25 protein-coding genes and 1 riboswitch are annotated in these 20,317 nt (G+C 36.5%); of the genes, 6 read left to right on the plus strand and 19 right to left on the minus strand.

Going from position 1 to position 20,317, the window contains the following annotated elements; genetic code table 11:
• Position 1: 1 nt before the first annotated feature.
• From GH741_RS16800 to GH741_RS16835, 8 genes are all read right to left on the minus strand, one after another.
• Positions 2-967, minus strand: coding sequence for a type II secretion system F family protein (locus GH741_RS16800; RefSeq protein WP_153737908.1), 966 nt, complete (start codon positions 965-967; stop codon positions 2-4).
• Positions 968-970: 3 nt separating this feature from the next.
• Positions 971-2,347 carry a TadA family conjugal transfer-associated ATPase gene (locus tag GH741_RS16805; RefSeq protein ID WP_153737909.1) on the minus strand — a complete coding sequence of 459 codons (1,377 nt, stop codon included), beginning with the start codon at positions 2,345-2,347 and terminating at the stop codon, positions 971-973.
• Positions 2,348-2,362: 15 nt separating this feature from the next.
• Complete coding sequence (locus tag GH741_RS16810; RefSeq protein WP_153737910.1) at positions 2,363-3,547, minus strand: CpaE/TadZ family protein; 1,185 nt, start codon at positions 3,545-3,547, stop codon at positions 2,363-2,365.
• Positions 3,544-4,164, minus strand: coding sequence for an RcpC/CpaB family pilus assembly protein (locus tag GH741_RS16815; protein ID WP_153737911.1), 621 nt, complete (start codon positions 4,162-4,164; stop codon positions 3,544-3,546). The genes GH741_RS16810 and GH741_RS16815 overlap by 4 nt, the downstream gene beginning before the upstream one ends.
• Positions 4,165-4,187: 23 nt before the next feature.
• Positions 4,188-5,141, minus strand: coding sequence for a pilus assembly protein TadG-related protein (locus tag GH741_RS16820; protein ID WP_153737912.1), 954 nt, complete (start codon positions 5,139-5,141; stop codon positions 4,188-4,190).
• Positions 5,141-5,515, minus strand: coding sequence for a TadE family protein (locus GH741_RS16825; RefSeq protein WP_153737913.1), 375 nt, complete (start codon positions 5,513-5,515; stop codon positions 5,141-5,143). The genes GH741_RS16820 and GH741_RS16825 overlap by 1 nt, the downstream gene beginning before the upstream one ends.
• 3 nt (positions 5,516-5,518) lie before the next feature.
• Positions 5,519-6,031, minus strand: coding sequence for an A24 family peptidase (locus GH741_RS16830; protein ID WP_153737914.1), 513 nt, complete (start codon positions 6,029-6,031; stop codon positions 5,519-5,521).
• A gap of 75 nt (positions 6,032-6,106) precedes the next feature.
• Positions 6,107-6,277: a Flp family type IVb pilin gene (locus GH741_RS16835; RefSeq protein WP_153737915.1), complete on the minus strand. Its 171-nt coding sequence runs from the start codon at positions 6,275-6,277 to the stop codon at positions 6,107-6,109.
• A 302-nt stretch (positions 6,278-6,579) separates the two neighbouring features.
• Between GH741_RS16835 and GH741_RS16840 the strand changes: the two genes are divergently transcribed.
• From GH741_RS16840 to GH741_RS16855, 4 genes are all read left to right on the plus strand, one after another.
• Positions 6,580-6,936, plus strand: a complete 357-nt coding sequence (locus GH741_RS16840; RefSeq protein ID WP_153737916.1) for a DUF192 domain-containing protein — start codon at positions 6,580-6,582, stop codon at positions 6,934-6,936.
• Positions 6,936-8,264 carry an O-antigen ligase family protein gene (locus GH741_RS16845; RefSeq protein WP_153737917.1) on the plus strand — a complete coding sequence of 443 codons (1,329 nt, stop codon included), beginning with the start codon at positions 6,936-6,938 and terminating at the stop codon, positions 8,262-8,264. Before GH741_RS16840 ends, GH741_RS16845 begins: the two co-directional genes overlap by 1 nt.
• 396 nt (positions 8,265-8,660) lie before the next feature.
• Complete coding sequence (locus GH741_RS16850) at positions 8,661-8,840, plus strand: H-type small acid-soluble spore protein (protein ID WP_153737918.1); 180 nt, start codon at positions 8,661-8,663, stop codon at positions 8,838-8,840.
• Positions 8,841-8,934: 94 nt separating this feature from the next.
• Complete coding sequence (locus tag GH741_RS16855; protein ID WP_153737919.1) at positions 8,935-9,660, plus strand: DUF421 domain-containing protein; 726 nt, start codon at positions 8,935-8,937, stop codon at positions 9,658-9,660.
• Here the strand turns inward: GH741_RS16855 and GH741_RS16860 are convergent.
• The 10 genes from GH741_RS16860 to GH741_RS16905 are packed head-to-tail and all read right to left on the minus strand — an operon-like array spanning position 9,657 to position 16,931.
• The gene (locus tag GH741_RS16860) at positions 9,657-10,571 is read right to left on the minus strand and encodes a type II secretion system F family protein (RefSeq protein ID WP_153737920.1); all 915 of its coding nucleotides are present in this window, start codon (positions 10,569-10,571) and stop codon (positions 9,657-9,659) included. The two genes, GH741_RS16855 and GH741_RS16860, sit on opposite strands and share 4 nt — an antisense overlap.
• A 4-nt stretch (positions 10,572-10,575) precedes the next feature.
• Positions 10,576-11,541, minus strand: coding sequence for a type II secretion system F family protein (locus GH741_RS16865; RefSeq protein ID WP_240795546.1), 966 nt, complete (start codon positions 11,539-11,541; stop codon positions 10,576-10,578).
• Positions 11,541-12,980, minus strand: a complete 1,440-nt coding sequence (locus tag GH741_RS16870) for a TadA family conjugal transfer-associated ATPase (protein ID WP_153737922.1) — start codon at positions 12,978-12,980, stop codon at positions 11,541-11,543. The genes GH741_RS16865 and GH741_RS16870 overlap by 1 nt, the downstream gene beginning before the upstream one ends.
• A gap of 7 nt (positions 12,981-12,987) precedes the next feature.
• The gene (locus GH741_RS16875) at positions 12,988-13,806 is read right to left on the minus strand and encodes a CpaE/TadZ family protein (RefSeq protein ID WP_153737923.1); all 819 of its coding nucleotides are present in this window, start codon (positions 13,804-13,806) and stop codon (positions 12,988-12,990) included.
• Between the two features lie 42 nt (positions 13,807-13,848).
• A complete protein-coding gene (gene cpaB / locus GH741_RS16880; RefSeq protein WP_153737924.1) occupies positions 13,849-14,535 on the minus strand; it encodes a Flp pilus assembly protein CpaB in 687 nt (228 codons plus the stop codon).
• A gap of 9 nt (positions 14,536-14,544) precedes the next feature.
• The gene (locus GH741_RS16885) at positions 14,545-15,450 is read right to left on the minus strand and encodes a pilus assembly protein TadG-related protein (RefSeq protein ID WP_153737925.1); all 906 of its coding nucleotides are present in this window, start codon (positions 15,448-15,450) and stop codon (positions 14,545-14,547) included.
• Positions 15,451-15,460: 10 nt separating this feature from the next.
• Positions 15,461-15,844, minus strand: coding sequence for a TadE/TadG family type IV pilus assembly protein (locus GH741_RS16890; RefSeq protein WP_153737926.1), 384 nt, complete (start codon positions 15,842-15,844; stop codon positions 15,461-15,463).
• Positions 15,841-16,353: an A24 family peptidase gene (locus GH741_RS16895; RefSeq protein ID WP_153737927.1), complete on the minus strand. Its 513-nt coding sequence runs from the start codon at positions 16,351-16,353 to the stop codon at positions 15,841-15,843. The genes GH741_RS16890 and GH741_RS16895 overlap by 4 nt, the downstream gene beginning before the upstream one ends.
• 35 nt (positions 16,354-16,388) lie before the next feature.
• Complete coding sequence (locus GH741_RS16900) at positions 16,389-16,571, minus strand: Flp family type IVb pilin (RefSeq protein ID WP_153737928.1); 183 nt, start codon at positions 16,569-16,571, stop codon at positions 16,389-16,391.
• Positions 16,572-16,586: 15 nt separating this feature from the next.
• Positions 16,587-16,931 (minus strand): DUF192 domain-containing protein, encoded by a 345-nt coding sequence (locus GH741_RS16905; RefSeq protein WP_153737929.1) that lies wholly within the window; start codon positions 16,929-16,931, stop codon positions 16,587-16,589.
• Positions 16,932-17,081: 150 nt separating this feature from the next.
• A riboswitch (cyclic di-GMP riboswitch) is annotated at positions 17,082-17,169 on the minus strand.
• Positions 17,170-17,538: 369 nt separating this feature from the next.
• On the opposite strand from GH741_RS16905, the gene GH741_RS16910 reads away from it, so the two are divergent.
• The gene (locus tag GH741_RS16910) at positions 17,539-17,826 is read left to right on the plus strand and encodes a HesB/YadR/YfhF family protein (protein ID WP_153737930.1); all 288 of its coding nucleotides are present in this window, start codon (positions 17,539-17,541) and stop codon (positions 17,824-17,826) included.
• 420 nt (positions 17,827-18,246) lie between these two features.
• Positions 18,247-18,450: a hypothetical protein gene (locus GH741_RS16915; RefSeq protein WP_153737931.1), complete on the plus strand. Its 204-nt coding sequence runs from the start codon at positions 18,247-18,249 to the stop codon at positions 18,448-18,450.
• 70 nt (positions 18,451-18,520) lie between these two features.
• On the opposite strand, the gene GH741_RS16920 is transcribed toward GH741_RS16915, so the two are convergent.
• A complete protein-coding gene (locus GH741_RS16920; RefSeq protein ID WP_153737932.1) occupies positions 18,521-20,209 on the minus strand; it encodes a formate--tetrahydrofolate ligase in 1,689 nt (562 codons plus the stop codon).
• Positions 20,210-20,317 lie beyond the last annotated feature (108 nt).

A 20,317-nucleotide genomic window follows, 5' to 3' on the forward strand; every position in this document is an offset into this window, starting at 1 on the left:
GTTACACCTCAATTTGGATGATTTTTTGAATGACGAACCAACCGATAATAATAAATAGACCTGAGAAACAAAGCGTTAATATTCCCAATGGGTGATCTAGCATTGGTCCAAAATAATCAGGACTTGCAAAATACATATAAATTGCTAAAACTACTGGTAGTAACGTGATAATCCAAGAAGACATTTTTCCTTGGGATGTTAACGTACGCAATTCATCTAATACCCTAATTCTACCTCGGATTGTTTCTTCCATCGTTTCTAGTAATTGCACTACGTTTCCCCCACTTTGGCGCTGTGCTAATAACCCTTGGACTACCACCTCTAATTCTTTATTTGGTAACCGGATCAACAAATCTTTAAATACATCATCAAGCGGAACTCCCAAGTTTGCTTCTCTTACAACACGGTCAAACTCTGGACCAATTGGATCCGGCATCTCTTTTGCAACAAGTTGCATCGCTTGCATAAAACTGAATCCAGCTCTCATTGAATTAGCCATTGTTCCTAATGTTTCAACTAACTGATAAGTTAGCAAATTTAGGCGTTTTTTTCGTTTTTTTGCCATATATGAATCTGGTATTACTAAACCACAAAAACCAATAAGAATACTAAAGAACCAATGTATTCCCAACAAATTGGCTGTTAATCCAAATGCAAAACCTGCGACAATTCTAAAAACAAAAAAATCTTCTGCGTTTAGAGCGCTTCCAGCTTGTTCAAGTTTTTTTTCTGTCTTTTTACTAAAATGTAATTTCCTAAAAAAACGTGATAATAAACCTATTATCTTTTTAGAAAAAATAACTCTTTCTTCCTGTTCCTTATTCATGTCCATTTCTTCATGCTTTTTCGGAATAAAGTTTTTAATTCTTTTATTCTTCTTTCTTCCTCTAGCTGCACTAGAAACCACCATAAAAAATAATAGGAAAAAGAATAAAAATATTAGAACAAGTATTATCATAGTGTTCATCACTTACCATTCCTCACTGAACATTTGTGGAGAAGCGTGGTAACCATTAAGTTCAAATAGCTCGGTTGCTTTTGGTCTAATTCCTGTTGATACAAACTCACCGATAATTTTTCCATCATCCATTCTTCCAGATTCTATAAATTTAAAGACATCCTGGAGTACTATTGTGTCGCCTTCCATCCCTAACACTTCGGTAATCTGAGTTATTTTTCTTGTCCCATCTTTCATTCTACTTTGCTGTACAATTAAATCAATTGCATTTGAAATTTGTTCGCGAATCGCACGTATTGGTAAATCAAAACCAGCCATCATAACCATTGTTTCAATTCTAGCAATCATATCCCTTGGTGAATTTGCGTGGCCAGTACTTAAACTACCATCATGACCGGTGTTCATTGCTTGTAGCATATCCAAAGCTTCTTTGTCACGAATTTCCCCGACGATAATTCGATCTGGTCGCATACGTAATGAATTCCTTACTAAATCCCTAATAGTTATCTGACCTTTTCCTTCAATGTTTGGTGGTCTTGATTCTAAGGAGACTATATGTTCTTGCGTGAGCTTAAGCTCTGCTGCGTCCTCAATCGTAACAATCCGTTCCCCATCAGGAATACGAGAAGAAAGTACGTTCAGGGTTGATGTCTTACCTGAACCGGTACCACCACTAATGAAAATATTAAGTCGTGACTTAACAGACATATCAAGGAATTCAGCCATTTGTTTACTTAATGTGTTAAAATTAACTAAATCATCCATTGTAAATGCTTCTGCCGAGAATTTACGAATAGTTAACGTTGGCCCTTTAATAGCTAGTGGCGGAATAATAGCATTTACACGTGATCCGTCAGGTAAACGCGCATCAACCATTGGTGAACTCTCATCGACCCGCCGGCCAATTGGAGCAACGATTCGTTCAATTACATTACTAATATGTTGATCATCACGAAAACTGACAACACTTCTTAAAATCTTACCTTCTTGTTCATAGAATACGTCGGTTGGACCGTTTACCATTACTTCCGTTATGTTTGGATTCTCGAGTAATGGTGTAATTGGTCCATAGGCTAGCAATTCATGTTGAACTGTATCAATTAGTTGTTTTTTTTCTTCAAATGTTAGCCGTGAACCTTCCTGTTCTAAAAAATCTTCACCTAATTGTTTTATTTTTAATTTTTCTTGTTTTTGATCAGTAACGGGTTTCTTTTTTAATTCCTCTACTAAATGTGCATGCATCTTAGATTCTAATTCCCAGAACGATTTCATTTTTGGTGCTTTTACTGTTATTGTTTCATGCTTTATTGGTATTGGTTTCGGTTTATTGGGTGCTTCTATCTTCTGTTCAGTAATTGTCTTATTCGTTGTACGATTAAAAAGTGACATCAGCTTTCCCCCCTCTTAATTTGTCACTGAAAACCAGCGCTTTTGTTTTTTACGAGGTTCTATTTTTGGTTCTGTTTGCACAATCAGCTTATTCATTAGTGTCATCACAGCTTTGGTCAAGGGTGATCTAGTTTGATCAAGAACAAAAGGAACTCCTTGATTAATAGAGTTGTTCACAACATTCTCTTGGTCTGGTAACGAAGCAAATATATCCTTTTCAAGTAACTCTTCTATTTTTTTTGTATCAAATGATTTTTTATTTTGTCGATTGACTACCAGTTTTACTTTTTCTTGTAATTGCATTGTTTCCAACGTATCTATATAAAGCTTACTACTTCTTAGTACAGGTAAGCTGCTAGTGGTAAGTAGAATTATTTCATTTGACTGTTCCAGACAACTTACATGTATTTCCGATAAATAAGCAGGTGTGTCAATTATTATTATGCTAAACATTTTTCTTAGTTCATCAATTGCGGTATTGAAGTGTTCTTCTGTAATACTCTCGAAAAATTCCGGACGGGGTGGAGCTGCTAAAACATGTACCCCACTTTCATGTTTTGTCAGATAATCCTGAATTGTATAATCTTCACGGTCATACCCCTCTTTAATCCATTCATAAATTGTCTCTTTTGGTTTTATGTCACAGTAGATGGCTACTTCACCAAATTGAAGATTGGCATCTACCAAAGCAACCTTTTCCCCTTGTTTGGTAAAAGCTGCTGCGAGATTGACAGCTAGTGTTGTTCGTCCAATCCCACCTTTAGGGCTAGTAACTGCAATTACTTTGCTATTCTTGTGTTCTAAATCAAATGTAGCTAAATCCTCATGCTTAGAACGGTAGTACATATATTTTTGCGCATGTATAATAACTTCTTTTGTTTCCTCTAATTCTGAAGAAAACCTTAAGATATTTGAAGCACCGACATGCATCGCTTTTTTAGTATTTTCCATATTGTCTGGAACAATGATAATGATATAGGCATGAGGATATTGAGCAGAAATTTCCTGACATAAATCATAAACGTTATAGACGGTATTTGCCTTTAGAAATAAAACGCTATTCTTCGTCTGTCTTAACCTCAAATGAAGATCCTCTAATTTATGAATCCGCTTCAGGGTGAATTGTCTTTGTTTAAGAATTGTCTCGATTTCTTTAGCTGAAGCGTTTATGTCTGAATAGAAATACCATTCCACACTCATTCTGCACTGCCTCCTGTTTCTTCTACCAATTCTCTAGAAATTGAAATTACTTCTTCCTCGACGCCTTCATCTTCAGGGTTACGTAACATAAAATAAAATCCATCAGACTCCTTGGCTGCTAGACTAAGCATAACTCCTTCTTTCGGATTGACTTCGACAGTAACAGTTTGATAGTTTAATGCTTCTGCCTCCGTGTTTGCTGATGTCCCGGAAGTAAGAACTTTAGCATTTTGAACAACTAGCTCCGCTAATAAGTTTTCTTTACCTGTCTCCTCATCCAACACCTTATTAAAAGAAACAATATCAACTTGTGAATTTGGAGCGATGTAACCAGAGACTCCTTCATGCACTGTTGTAACATTTAAAGAAATTGCACGTTTACCTTCACTGACCTCTACAATAGGATTGACTACTTCCCGTGCACCTATTTCGGCCTCTATTTGTTCACTTTCTATTTCTGTATCCTGTCCGCCTTCTGATTGGTCCGTTTCAGTCACATCGACTGGTTCTGTACCTGTCAAAGCTGTTGTGTTATCAGAATATAGCATTAAGTAAACGATTAACGCTGCGAATAATCCAAATATAAATGACCATATCCAAATACGTTTTGTTTTCATGACTTTCCCCCTAAATTCTTAGATCACTTTACTAATTTAACTGTCTTTAATAAGTAATCCTCATGGCTTCCTACTTCTTCGTTAATATTTTCTACCGAAATTTGTTTTATAAATTTCCCGGTGACACTCTTAGTAGAATTTATTACTTCATCTAACCAATACTGCGCAAACCCGACAATCTCAACAACATCTTTTCCAGTGACGTCTTTAAAAGTATCAACAACAACAATATAAATAACGCGGTTACAAGCGACCTCTGATTGATCAAACGTGTCAAAACTATTACATAAAGGAATACCTGGATAACCTTTACCGTTATGTCCCTCATCCTTATCAATTAAGTCTTGAAAGGCATCTTTTACTGGACCCCATTTTTGTCCTGTTTCTGTATCTGCAAATACTACATCATCTGTTATTGATATTTCTACTCCATTTATAATTGCTTCTGCGAGTCCACTAGCTCCGGTAGTATCTATGTCTAAATAACCACAGTTTCCACTGTAGGTACCTGTGCTTCCACATTTTAAATTTGTTTCTCCTGGAATAGCGTCCTTTTCCACCGCGATTGGTGTTATTCCTATTCCAGCCGTCAGTAGTTTAATTTCAGCTTCTGCAACTGCACTTACTTTTTTGCTATTAATTCCTAGGACTCTAGCAAATGTCATCGGAACAGTAGTTTCTTTAGAGGCAGTTACTGAATTAACATCAGATACTACTTCACTATCGCCCAAAACGAAAGAATTTTTTGTTGAGATATCTATTGCTTTTGCTTCAGGATCCCCACCACCTTCTAATAGAACCTGTGCCCCTCCAATCACTGCTGAATCCAGTGCTTTTTGAAGCGAGGCTTTTTGTGAGTAAACCCTACCAGCATCAACTGCTAATGCAACGAATCCTAAAAGAACCACAAGTGCGAGCGCCATGATAACAAGAGCATTTCCATTTTCACGTTGAAAAAATTTTTTTATTTTATTCATCACTCAATCCTCATTACCGTTTTATTTTTTAAGTCAAATGTTCCTATAATGTTCCCAATCACTGGGGTAACAAAATTGACAGGATATGTAATAGTAATGGTTACTTCCTCACCAGATTTGCCTAGATTTTCTGATATAACTATTTTTTCATCAATTAAAGAGAGGCCCGATGCATTTTCTTTAACGACTGTGATTATGACTTCTTTATCCTCTTCCCCAATACTTGCTGATCTTGCTGCTTCACGACCTGCATGATCCAAGGTTAAATAAGCATGAAAAATTCTCCCGAAGTCTACTATTCCAAATAAAAGGAGTATTAGCACTGGAAGAATTAAGGCAAATTCTACTAGTGATTGACCTTTTTCAGATTTCATTAATTACAATCCTTTCCACGCAAAAGTAATAATAGTACCAAAAAATATTGCTATACCATATGGAAAAGAAATACTAGAATTATCCTTAGAATTAACTATCATTGATCCTAAATTGCTACTTAGGAAGGGAATAGAAAAGAACAAAGACTTTATTGAGAACGTAATTCCTCGGCGTTTTATAATAAGAACAATTGCAATAAATCCTCCAATTATAGAAGTGATAAGTGCAGAATAAAATACAAATGAAGCACCTGTAAGTGCTCCGATTGCAGCCATTAACTTAACATCTCCAGCACCCATTCCACCTAACAGATAGGGAATCAAAAATACCATGAGTCCTACTAAGAAACCTAAGCCACTAAACAATAAACCATCCCATCCTTGATTGAATAAATAATAACTAAGACCAAATATCATCGCTGGGAATGTAACTATATTTAGTATTTTTTTATCTTTTAAATCTGTTATTAAGCTGATTAGTATTACTAATCCCAGAATTATAATTAAAATTAACATAGTATTTACTCCTCTTTTAATAAGGTTTTAGCCCTACTATTAGTATGTAGGGCTAATCTTTGAATTAAATATTAACTATGGTGTTGTTAAACCTGAAGCCACATTGCCGATCAAACTTTTGATCTCGCCACCAAGAGTAAAAAATATAGCTATACAAACTACAGCAACACCAGCTAAAATTAACCCATATTCCGCCATACCTTGTCCTTCTTCTTCTCTTACAAATTTCATAAACTTCTCTACCATGATAATTCCTCCCTAGTTTCTTATTATTTATGTGAAGTAGGTATAAAAAATAAAACTATGTAAAATAGCAATGCTTTCACCCTACTAGTCACCAACTTCAATTCTTTATTAAAACACTTTTGTTCTCTATACTGAACAACTTCTTGTTACATATCATAATTCTTTATAACGAATTTGTAAAGTGATTTTTTAAAAAAATTATAATACGTTCATTTTATGATTATTTTTCGTTCAGTATTGCGAACAAATTAGAAGTGCTATATAGTTGAATTAAAATTAATCTAATAGGGAGTTGAAGGAAGATGTCACATTCAAAAAAACTAATTCCAATTACTATTACAAAAGCGGATACGTTCTATTTACGATTTAAAGGTCTAATGTTTAGAAAAAATCCCATTGTAGGTCAAGGCCTATGGATCATTCCCTGTAATTCAATACATATGTGGTTCATGAGGTTTTCTATTGATGTAATCTTCCTAGATGCCAAAAATAGAGTTATAAAAAAGATAGAAGATGTAAAACCTTGGAGCTTTGTAATACCTGTGTCTGGTGCTAGATCAGTATTAGAACTTCCAATTGGAACGATACAGAAATGCAAAATTGAGACTGGGCAAGTTCTCATATTAAAATGCAGCAATGCTAAAAAGGAGGTTATGTAATGATTTACTTATTCTCACTTATCTTTCCCCTATTTGTTTTTCCTTGGGTTTATGATTTGTACCATACTTTTACAAAGTTTGTGTTTTTATTATTATTTACTTCTATTCTCTTAATCTACTATTTTGTAAAAAAGGAAAAAATTGAAATGAAGAAACAACCTTTTTCTACTGAACAGTATTTGGTAATAGCATTTGGAATATTAGTAGTTATATCAACCGTGTTCTCTTTAGATTATTCATACTCAATATTTGGAAGGCCAGTTCGCCATGAAGGAAGTCTGACAATGCTCTGTTATTTAACTCTTTTTCTACTTACATATAGACTAATTAATTTTAAAGAATATAGGATCTTTAAGGTATTAGTATACAGTGGTATATTTATCACAGTTTACGGTGTAATAGAACATTTTAATTTTAATATTCTTTCTTGGGATTACACTCCTGACAAATCAACAAGAATCCAAACTTTTTTTGATAACCCAAATTTCTATGGATCCTATCTCATTATCATTACTGTTGTTTCAATATTTCTGCTCCTTCATTCTACTAAGAAATGGGACATCTTTTTTTTCTTTATATCTTCCAGTTTATTTTTCTTAAATATAATCTACACATCTAACCGTAGTTCTCTTGTTGGATTGTTTTTTAGTCTCTTATTTCTAACTTTTTTTGTTGTTTCTCGAAGAAAACACCTTTGGAAGCGTTGGATACTTTTGGTAGTTAGTTTTCTCTTATTAATGACAATCACTAGCACACTGGAAGGGAATGGGTACATAAATAGAATGTTAAGTTTAGTTAATGATACAAGTAACCTTGTATCCGGTAATCAAACTGGTCAAGAAGGAGCTAACCGCATATTTATATGGACTGAATCGCTTCCTTTACTAAAAGAATACTTTTGGGTAGGTTCTGGTCCCGATACCTTTGCTGAAGTTTTCCCTGGTAATGATGATAAAGAAAAATTGTTGCATTATTTTGGCACTGAAGATATGACTGTTGATAAGGCACATAATGAATACTTACAAATTGCTGTTACAATTGGAGTCCCTGCTTTGATTATTTACTTAATTTTTCTTTATAGAATACTTTTTATTGGATTTAAAGCAGTTAAATATATGAATGACAGTCAAAAGATACTCCATTACGGCTTATTGGCAACGATTATCGGTTATCTTTCTCAAGCATTCTTCAATATTAGCATGCCATCTGTTGCACCCCTGTTTTGGATATTACTTGGGCTATGTTATGGCACTTCGATGGAACATATAAAAACCTCCAAAGAAAATAATAAAGTTATTGATGATGAAAACCCTCCTATTGCAATGTAGTATATAAGACTATAAATTCTATTGATAATTTCTCAATATTTAAGATTATCGATAGAATTTTGGTTTTATTTTAGGTAAAAAGAGCAAAGAACTCTCACAATTAAGTATTAGGATTACAATAGATAAAAAAAGTGAACAACCACAGTAATCCATAAAAAAGGATTTAAATTATCGAGTCCTTTGTTAAAGAAAAGATATTGTCATAATTTTAATTAACCAATATTTAAACTTTCACTTATTCAATTCTTTTACATATAGTCAAATGAATTAAAATTTAATTAATTAGGTCCTGTATTAGAATTGCCTTTCACAATAATACTTTACCGTTGATAAGAATAATCCTAGTAGTGTCAGGAAATAATATCCCTGTCTATCATTTCACAAGGAGGTTTTATGATGAATCCACAACGAGCGAAGGAAATTGTTGACTCGCCAACGATGGTCAATGTAATGCATGAAGGGAATCCTATTTATATTCAACACGTCAATGATAATGAGGGTACAGCGAGGGTTTTTCCTGTCGACGAACCTCAAAACGAGAAAGAAGTTCCGCTAGATAGCCTAAGAGAAGAGTAATTTTCACAATAAAAATAAGCCTCCACACGGGGGCTTATTAATTTATATTTAATATAATTTTAAAAATGGACTATTTTTTTTATGGAGGACTATCATGATAGAAACTCTTAAGGATTCTGCAATAGTTATTGGTAGAATAGTGACTATCGTACCGCTTCTTTTGTTTGTAACAATATTTATGGGTAAACGCGCAATTGGAGAGTTACCGATTTTTGATTTTCTAATCATTTTGACATTAGGTGCGGTTGTCGGTGCTGATATAGCAGATCCATCCATTAGTCATTTCCCAACAGCTGTAGCTATAGTTGCACTTGGGATTTTCCAAAGAGTTATAGCCAGTTGGAAAATTTCAAATCGCAAGCTAGGCAGGATGATTACGTTTGAGCCGACAGTAGTCGTTAAGGACGGAAAAATTCTAGATGAAAACTTGCGGAGAATTCGGTATTCAATTGATAATGTCTTGCAGATGCTTAGACAAAAGGATGTTTTTGATTTAAATGATGTTGATACAGCTATCATTGAGGCTAACGGAGAACTAAGTGTATTCAAAATGTCTCACAAGAACACGGTAACACTTGAGGATATGGGGATTTCTAAAAACACAGCAAGTCTCGCCCTTCCAGTGATTATGGAAGGGACGATTTATCATGATGTCTTAAACCAATATAATCTCAATCAAACGTGGTTAAATCAGCAGCTTGAGATGAGGAATGTCAAGAGCATCAATGATGTACTATTTGCCTCTGTCAATAACAAGCTAGAATTTCACATCTCATTGAAAAATGAAAAAGTACTAAACATCCCAAAGGTTTATCACTAGAATCCTTGTAAAAGATTTATTAATGCCGGACCTAACAGGACGATGAAAATACAAGGAAAAATAAACATAACTAATGGGAATAACATTTTGATTGGAGCCTTCATTGCTGCTTCTTCTGCACGTTGCTTTCTTTTTTCTCTAATCTCATTTGATTGAACACGCATAATTTGGACCATACCGATTCCTAGCTGCTCCGCTTGAATGATACTACCTACCAACGATCTGATATCATCAAACATTAGTCGGCTTCGAACACCTGACAATGCTTCTTTTCTTGTTTTCCCTAGTCTCATTTCCTCTAAGCATCGTTGAAATTCGCTAGCTAAGACACCTGGTTTTTTCGAAACTACTTTACTGAGGGCAGAATCAAACCCTAAGCCTGCCTCAATACTGACTGTTACCAAGTCTAAAAAATCGGGTAACTCCATTAGTGCCCGCTTATTTCTTTTTTTGGTTTTTAACTTTAGATAATAATTAGGTATAAAAGTTGATAATCCAAATCCAACTACGATAAATAAAAAGATAACTCCATTAGATAGATTTAATAACAACCCATATAGTCCAGCTATTATTGGTAAAACGAAAGAAACAATCATCTGGAAAATTCTAAATTCTACTGGTGTCATTCCCATTGGACTTCCTGCTTGAAGCAACTTAAGTTCTAATTTTTCCTTTTTTTCATTGGTAATGTTTTTCTGGAACTTTCGCTTAAAATTTTTCCAGATAGGTTCTATTATCCGCTTTGTGAAGGATAGCTTTTGGGTTTCTTCAACATTCAAGTTGTCTGATTGACCTGTTGCCTTGAATACGGTTGATATACGACTTGAGACTTTTTTCTTTTTTTCTGTTCGCCAAGTAATCATACCTAGAAAGAACAAAAGCAAGGTGAAGCCATATAGAAATAGAATCATTTTGTCACACCTCGATTGCTGTAATTTTGCGAATCAGGAAAAATCCAATAATACATGAAACTATTGCTACCACTAGTAAAATAATTCCAATCGCATTCTCGAATAGCGTACCAATATAGGAAGGCTCGATGATATAAAGGATTAATCCTAGAATCACTGGCAATAAACCAACGATAGCTCCAGACAATCGACCCTGCGCTGTTAGTGTGCTAATCTGTCCTTGAATTTTTATTCTGTCCCGAATTGTTTCAACAATCTTTTCTAGTACCGTGGCAAGGTTTCCGCCAACCTGTCGTTGGATGACAATAGCTTGAATCATTAAATCCAAATCCTCACTTGGCATTCTTTCCTTCAACTGATTAAGTGCGTCTTCCACACTTGTTCCATATTGCATTTCCTTAATGACTAGCTTTAACTCTTCCTTTAGTATCGGTCCAGCCTCTTCCATTACTGACTTTAATGCCTGTTGAAAACTAAAGCCTGCCCGCAATGCACCTATTATGGTTGAAATCATTTCTGGCAGGTCATCATTAAAGTCCTTTAACCTTCTTTTTTGTTTATTTACTAGAATCATCTTCGGAATGTAATAGCCAAGAACTGCTGTGAAAGGCAGAATCAGTAGACTTTCAAAAATCAAATAACTAATACCTGAAGTAAGTGCAATCGAAATAAACTGAAACATTACATATTCCTCGGGTTTTAGCGGGACCCCTGATCTACTCAAAAATAATTCTAATTTAACATTTTTATCTTTCGTTAAAAATTTTTTTCGAATGTGATTTTTCGTGTACTTTAACTGAATGTTAAACCGAGGAGATTTTGCCTTATCCTCTCCTTGTTCTGCTTGAACAATATAACGATTAACTCGATACTGAATTCTATTTTCCTTTAAAAATAATCTTTTAAAAATGCTAAGGAATAACAAGAAAGAAGAGAACAGGAATAGGACAACGACTAACTCCTTCATCATCAGTTCCAATCCTCGTCACCAATAAACACACTTGCAGGGATATGGATACCGGAGTTTTCTAAACGTTCATAGAATTTCGGACGAACCCCTGTCGGCACAAGTTTACCAATCACCTTACCATTGTCATCAATTCCACTTTGTTCATAGCTGAAGACGTCCTGTAGAACAATGACATCTCCCTCCAAACCCTGAACTTCAGTTATTTTAACAATCCTTCTTGATCCATCCTTAAGTCGCGACTGTTGGATGATGACATCAATTGCGCCTGAGATTTGTTCGCGGATTGCTTTAACAGGTAAGTCCACACCCGCTAGAAGTACCATTGTTTCTAATCTGGAAATCATGTCTCTTGGACTGTTCGAGTGTCCGGTAGCAAGTGATCCATCATGACCTGTGTTCATGGCCTGTAGCATATCAAGCGCTTCAGCACCACGAACCTCACCAATAACGACCCGATCAGGACGCATCCGTAAAGAGTTTCGAACTAAGTCCCGAATCGATATTGCACCTTTTCCTTCAATATTTGGCGGCCTTGATTCTAAAGATACGACATGATCCTGTCCTAATTGAAGCTCTGCTGCATCCTCAATCGTGACTATCCGTTCATCATTCGGAATGAAGTTTGACAGTACGTTTAATGTCGTTGTTTTTCCTGAGCCTGTTCCACCACTTACAAAAATATTTAATCGTGCCTTTACACAGGCATCAAGGAAAATCGCCATCTCTTTTGTTAATGTCCCGAATTGAACGAGATTGTCAATCGTAAAAGGGTCTTTGGAAAACTTACGAATTGTGATTGTCGGACCATTTAAGGCTAGCGGCGGAATAATAGCATTTACACGTGAACCATCTGGTAAACGCGCATCAACCATCGGTGAGCTCTCATCAATTCTACGACCAATCGGAGCTACAATTTTTTCAATGACACTCATCACATGTTCATTGTCACGAAATGATATATTTGTTAAGACAATTTTTCCTTTTCGTTCGCAGTAAACACGATTCGGTCCATTTACCATCACTTCTGATACATCTTCATCTAGAAGAAGTGGATTAATTGGCCCAAATCCGGTGAGGTCATTAATCAGTTCATCAACAATGCGCTTTCGGTCTATTGTTCCACGAAATGTTTCGTCTTCTTTAATTAACTCCATCGCCATTCCATCAATCTTTGGCACAATTGTATCAATATCTGTGTCACCTTTTAACTCATGTAACACCTGTTTATGCAATAATCCCTTTAATTCTCTATGTTTATCATTAGCTTTTGGTATAATTGAGTTTTTTTTCGCCTCAGTAGGTCGAACAATTTGTTTTGTTAAACTCTCATAGGCACTATCCATCCCTTCCGGTTGCGGTTGCTTTTGCTCACTTCCACTACTTGTCGGCTGTTCTTGTTGTGTTTGTGTTTTGTCCTGAATTCGACTTAATAGACCCATTTACTGCTCACCCCTTAGCTTTTGACGAAAATATATTCGGTAATATCGACTTCTTCTTTGTTGCTTGGAACGTACTATCCTTACTAGTTAAGCCCTCTGCCATTTTAAAAATAGCTTTAGATAGATCCGATTTCGACTGGCTTATGACAAAAGGTATTCCTAAGTTCAGAGACTGTGAGGCTAGCTTAAAATTATTTGGAATATAAATTCCTTTGTTTTCTCCTAGCATTTTGGGTACTTCGTCCGCTTCAATTAAGCTCTCCATGTTGTACCGATTTATAACAAGTCGAACCTTGTCTCTTATTCCTAATTGACCTAAAGTTTCCAGCATCAGCTTCGTATTTTTAAGTGCGGTCATCTCCAAATTTGTCACCATCAATATCTGATCTGAATGTTCAATTAGATCTACTGTCTGATCCTGAATGCCGATACCATTATCAACAATCACATAATCAAACTGCTGTTGTAGAATTCTGACTGTCTTTGCTAGAACATTTCCTGTTACCAGTTCCGCGTATTCTGGTCGATCAGGAGCAGACAACACTTTCACACCAGATGAGTGGTCCGTTAAATAGCTACCAACCCCGCCTGCATCAAGCTGATCAATTTCGTCAACAACATCCTTGATTGTAAAAGAAGGTTGTAAATCCATCGCAAGGCTAATGTCACCGAACTGTAAATCTCCATCGACAATGCAAATATTAAGATTTTTCTTATTTAAAGCAACGGCAAGGTTAACAGAAATAAGCGTTCTGCCAATGCCACCCTTCGCACTGCAGACCGCTATTACTTTTCCAAGATGGTTGGTATTTTCTGTTTCTGACATAACCTTCCCCTCCTTAACTACGCCTGGTCCGTATTGTCATTACTACTCTGAATTGTTTGATGGGAGGATACTTGAATGTACCGTAAAATGTAAGTTTCCTTTTGTAGAAGCATTAACTAGTTCCATTGCGTCATCTGGGTTGAGTTCAACTGTGATAGAACTATATTCCACGTATTGTTCACGACTATTAGACTCTGGCATCATTTTTCTTCCAATCGCTAACACACGAACCTTTTCGAAGAGCAATAGAGACTTGACTTCTTCTATATTTTCTTCTTTCACAATCTCGGTAAAGAGGATATCAACATTATCTTCTGGATCTATTAAATTCGCGACCGACTGAACAATGTTTACGCCTACAGTTACAGCCCGTTTTCCATCCTGCACCTTGCGTGAGATAAGTATTGTTTCTTCTTTCTCAGCCTGTAACCGGTGTGACAGAATTACTTCTCCTGCTACAATCGTAGTTAACGAAAACTTCCCCTCCGCTTCCTGAAGGTCTTTTAGGGTAGATGGATGAACACCCTCATCAGCCACCTGTTTAAGTTCAAGCATTTCTGCGGTAATTGTTTGGTTTTCCTTAATTTCATTCTTTGCAACCACTACGTTGGTCATCTTTACTTCCTCAGTGAGACCTTTTGTTTCTGTTTGATTCATATAATTATAGAAAAGAAAGGTAGTAATTCCTGCCATAATTATTGCTAAAAGAAAAATAACTCGTGATCGCATTTTTCCCACCTACTCTGCTAGTCTAATAGTATAAGCACCTTTTACTGCTGCATTAAGATCTTCAAATCCTGTATCGGCTCGTTCAATAAATTTACCAGTAATGGCTGTATCATTATGTGCCATAGGTTCAGTAATATAAAAGTATGCAAAACCAGTAATCTCTATTTGTTTCATTTGATTCGTGTCCTGTTGATATGGTCTATAGACGGGAACTAATAAAATTCGTCTACAATCACGATCATTAATATCATTACAGCTGTTTACTAGTTCATCAATAACTGATATTGTTTTCCCTGCTATATTACCGGTTTGTGTATCAACGACATCGCCAACCTTCAATTCCTCTTGAAAACCGTAGCGTAAATTATCTTCATATGTGTTCGCACCAGGACCTTCTAGAGCTAGCACCCCAAAATTTCCTGTATCAACCTCATCAGAGTCAACTTTAAGCTTGTATTCTGTCCCATAATCCAGTGCAATAGATTCATTAATTCCTAGAGGAGCAGCCCCTATTGCTCGACCCATGACACCTAACCGTGCAGTTCCACGAACATCAACATCTACGGTATTGAATCCAAACAAACTAGAAAACACTAATTCAACATGTTTCTCAAGACCAACTGCAACACTCTTATCTAGGGTAATATTCACATATTCTAATGATGGTGACTCATCGTGGTAAGCTATAATATCATCAACAATACGTTGAACACGAGTTTCATCCTCTGATGTGAGCTCTTGCGCACCAGAAAGAGCTGCCGCATTAGCAACCTTTTGCAGATGTGCTTTAGTCATATAAAGCGTCCCACCGTCTATAACCAAGCCAGCCATTGCAAGTAACCCTACAAACGATAAAGAAACAAGAACCAACGCATCACCTGTTTGCTTCTTTAAGAAATCACTTATTCTTTTCAATTTTTATCCCTCATTCTATACGAATCGTTGAATTGACTCTTAGGGAGAAATCACTCGGGAGTACGTCGTTAATAATTGGTGTCATCGATTGAATTGGATAAGTTAACGATACGGTTACATAATCCCCAGATGCTCGCAAGCTTTGTCCAGGTGTAATATCTACCTCTAACAATGCTGAGTCTCCGGCAGTAAAATTATCTCGAGCAAATTGGATGATAGCCGCATCATCTCTACCAAAACCGCCAAGTCGAACAGTTTCTTGTGCTGTAAAATGGAGAGCTGAATAGGAATAGAGTATTCGACCAAAATCCAGCATACCTACTAATAAAAAAAGGAGCAGAGGTAATACCAAGGCAAATTCGACAATCGATTGACCTCTTTCATCCCGCTTCATAATAGGATCACTCCATTAAGAACAAAAGCCATTACAGCACCACCGGCAATTGCAACTCCATATGGGATTGTTGTATGCAAACCGTCAGAAGCAACCGGTATTTTCAAACCATATCTGATGCCGCATAAAGAATAGAATATCGATTTTAATCGTTTAAAAACTCCTTTTCTAAATAACAGGAAACCGATCGCGATTATTCCACCTGCAACTGCCATATAAACAGTAGTCACTAATACAAATGAGGTACCTTTAATTGCACCAACAACTGCCAAAAGTTTAACATCACCTGCACCCATGCCGCCCAACAGATACGGAATCAAAAGAATGGCTAGTCCGGTCAAAAAACCAAGTAAGCTACTAATGAGACCGGGCCAACCTAATAAAAAAGCATTGAAAAGGAGGGCGAGTATCAACGAGGGGAAGATAATTTTGTTGAAAATTTTTCTAGTTCTTAGATCTGTAACAACACAAATGACTAACATACTAAACAACAGTATATCTAATATCAAATTCTCGCCCTCCCTTCAGCTTTTTCTTACCAATATTAAGATCCTGAAGCAGTACCGTTAAGATTTGCAACTACTTCTTGGAACTTAGCTACAATTGTATCACCAAGAGTTATTAGAACTGCTACAACACCAATTGCCAATACTCCTAAAATAAGTGCGTACTCAGTCATACCTTGTCCTTGCTCTTCTACTACTAATCCTTTTAATTTGTTCATCATCATGAATCTCTCCTTTTAATATACAAAATTTAGTTTATGACCAATTTCAATTTTATTTTCTGTGACTGACCCAGCTGGTAACTCGATAACTGAAGTTGCATCCTTGTAAAGCTTTCCCACCTTACCAGGAACCATTGACTCATCAATAGCTATGACTTGGTTGCCTACATCAAGATACAAAACATCGATGGCGTATTTCATGAAAAACGTATGAACGGACCGGCAGGGTTTAATGTGTAAACCAGTATCTGAGTGGAGCTTTTTTGTAAACATTAACCCTTTTAATCTTTTTAAAAAGGTATAAGCTCGCTTAATGTTCGTTGCGACCGTTTCGTTTGTACTCAGGTTTACTAGCTTCAAAGATTCACCTCCAATTAATTGAATAAAAAATAACCCCGCCTTTACCGAAAGGGGGGTTAGTACTTATAGCTTTTTACTTAGAATGATAGTATCTTGAAGTGCTTTCTGGTTGGATTATCATTCCTTGTAGAAAAAACTACTCCCTGATCTTTCGGTAACTGGCTAGCATGGTGAACGATTCACCTAAGCCCCTATAGTTTTGCGTCACTGACTTTCGCCAGTTTTGCCTTTATCGAGATTCAGAATATTTACTTTTTCCGACTGATCTCTTGTTATCATCATAGATTACGACAGCAAGTTACGTAATCCATCAATAAGACTATTTATTTTGTTGCATTTTGGTAAAAATGTATATTAGTAAATAAATATACATTAACATAGGTATTAATGCCTGAATATAATGGTTTAATACTCAAAATTATTTGACAATAGGTAGTATTGTACTATTTTCTATTAGGTACAAAGACTAACACCTTTTTGTTTCATTCTATTATTAAAGGGTACTATATAAACTAATCAGCAATATTATTGAATTTTTTTCTTAATACATTAAAATAATTCTACATTAGGAATTTTTATAACAGTTTATTTGAGGGGGTATAACAACATGGAAATGTCAATTACTCAGCCTGCTGCTAAGTGGTATATAGATGAAATGAATTTAGAAGAAGGGGATTTCGTTCGTTTTTATGTGCGATACGGAGGTCACGGTGGAATAGTAAGTGGTTTCTCTCTAGCAATTTCTAATGATGAACCTAATAACCCAGCTGTCCAAACAGAATCAATGGGCGTAACATTTTATGTAGAGAATTCTGATGTTTGGTATTTTGATGGATTAGACTTCCACATTAAATACAAACGGAAAGATGATGAAGTTGACTACGTAATTGAATAATAGTTCTAAACCGCCCTAAACAAGGGCGGTTTTATTATTAATTTAGGACCTTTTCGTAAGTCTTGCTGCTTCGCAGTCGATGTTAAATCCAACGTAACTGTTTCTTTTCCACCTTTATAAGATTAGTGCTTAATCAGCGCTGTTGAAAAACACTCGCTTTCCATGGGGAACGCCTTAGCTTCCTCGCGAGCAAATGTTTTCGATGGGGCGAGTAATCGCAGGCCCAAAAAGCGCTCACTGTGGGATCTTCGGACTGTTCCTTTCCCATAGGAGTCTCGCATTTTTCCACAGCTAAAGTAGCTTTCTGTTCAAGTGAGATACAACACCATGAAACGTTTATTACATGAAATATAACTACTCTCTCGAAGAAACGATTGTATTTTTGAGTAGTCTTTGATTATCTTCACGTAGTATAATGTTGTGTTTAATAACTTCAATAACACAACAGCTGTTTACTCTTATATTATGGTTGATTGGAGCGGAGGGCAGTCGACTCCTGCGGGAAAAGCGACGGCTGAAAATCCCGCAGGAAGTGGTATTCTTCCGAGGAAGTTGAAGCGTTGCCCGCGGAAAGCGACTGCCCGGAGCGCAAATCAACATAGCAGTTACGTCGTAGTTCGCTAGATATTGTGCCAAAAACAACAATCTTTTTCACAAAAATTATTTATAATAGTAGATACCTGCAGTTCAGAATTTAGAACAAACCTATTGCATTCCCATCTTTATCTACATCCATTTTCAGGGCGGCTGGATTCTTCGGTAAGCCTGGCATCGTCATTACAGCTCCAGTTAAAGCAACAATAAATCCCGCACCAATCGACGGGCGTAATTCCCTGACTGTAATAGTAAAGTTTTCGGGTCTTCCTAGCAATTCAGGATTATCCGATAATGAATACTGACTTTTAGCCATACATACAGGCAGGTTCCCCCAACCCAGTTTATTAAACTCAATCAGTTGCTTTTTAGCGTCTGCAGTAAATTCAACCTTGGTTGCACCATACACCTGTTTAGCAATTTTTTCGATTTTAGTAACAATTGGTTCACTTTCATTATATAGCGGTCGGTAATTATTGGGTTGTACCTCGATTGCACTTAAAAGCGTACGAGCTAAATCCATACCACCTTCTCCACCATTTGCCCAAACGTCAGAGAGGGCGACTTCTACCTGGTTATTTTCACACCACTTTTTGACATAGGCTATTTCTGCCTCGCTATCTGCATGAAAACGATTGATCGCCACTACAAAAGGAAGACCAAAGGATTGAATTGTTTCGATATGTTTCTGTAAATTAGCCATTCCAGCCTCTAAACCAACTAGGTTTTCTTCTGCTAGCTCTTCCTTATTTACTCCACCATGCATTTTCAATGCCCTGATTGTTGCAACGATCACAACTGCTTCAGGCTTTATGTTTGCAGACGGCGCTTTAATATTAAGAAATTTTTCAGCACCAAGGTCTGCACCAAAACCAGCCTCAGTTACGACATAATCTCCAAGCTTACTAGCCATTTTAGTTGCGATTACGCTATTGCATCCGTGAGCGATGTTCGCAAAGGGACCGCCATGGATAATTGCTGGTGTATTCTCCAAAGTCTGCACAAGGTTCGGCTTAATTGCCTCTTTTAATAAAAGCGTTAATGCACCCTCTACCCCTAAATCTCTAACTGTTACAGGCTGGTTGTTTATTTTATAACCAACAACTATTTTTGCAATCCTTCCCTTCATATCTTCTAGATCTTTTGCCAAGCATAAGATTGCCATAATCTCGGACGCAACAGTAATCGTAAACCCATCTTCTCGAGGTACACCATTTAAAGACCCACCCAAACCTACAATCACTTGCCTTAGCGCTCGGTCATTAAGGTCAACCACTCTTTTCCATACGACCTTACGCGGATCGATTTCACGTTCGTTTCCTTGATGGATATGATTGTCTATGAAAGCGGCTAACGCATTATTGGCAGTCGTAATCGCATGGATATCTCCAGTGAAGTGTAAATTTATTTCTTCCATTGGCATTACTTGTGCGTACCCGCCACCACTTGCCCCGCCCTTTAAGCCCATTGTTGGACCTAGGGAAGGTTCTCTTAACGCAATAACAGCTTTTTCACCTAGTTTATTTAATGCTTGCCCTAAACCTACTGTGACCGTTGATTTCCCTTCACCAGCTGGTGTTGGATTAATTGACGTTACCAAAATGACTTTACCATCAGGTTTAGAATCGAGTCGATCTAGCACATCAAGAGAAAGTTTAGCTTTATAGTGTCCATATGGTTCCCATTCGTCTTCATGCAAATCTAACATGCCGGCAATTTCACTGATTGGTTTCATTTTTGCTTGATTGGCTATTTCGATATCTGTTTTGATATGATTTGTTGATTTCATTATGGCCTCCTATCTGGGCACTATAGATTGGGCTACCCACGCATAAAGTATGTATTCAAACCCTATATATTTGCTATTATTATATCATTTTCTTCATGTAAATCGGGC

This window comes from Aquibacillus halophilus (assembly GCF_009649745.1).
GTDB classification, from domain to species: domain Bacteria; phylum Bacillota; class Bacilli; order Bacillales; family Amphibacillaceae; genus Aquibacillus; species Aquibacillus halophilus.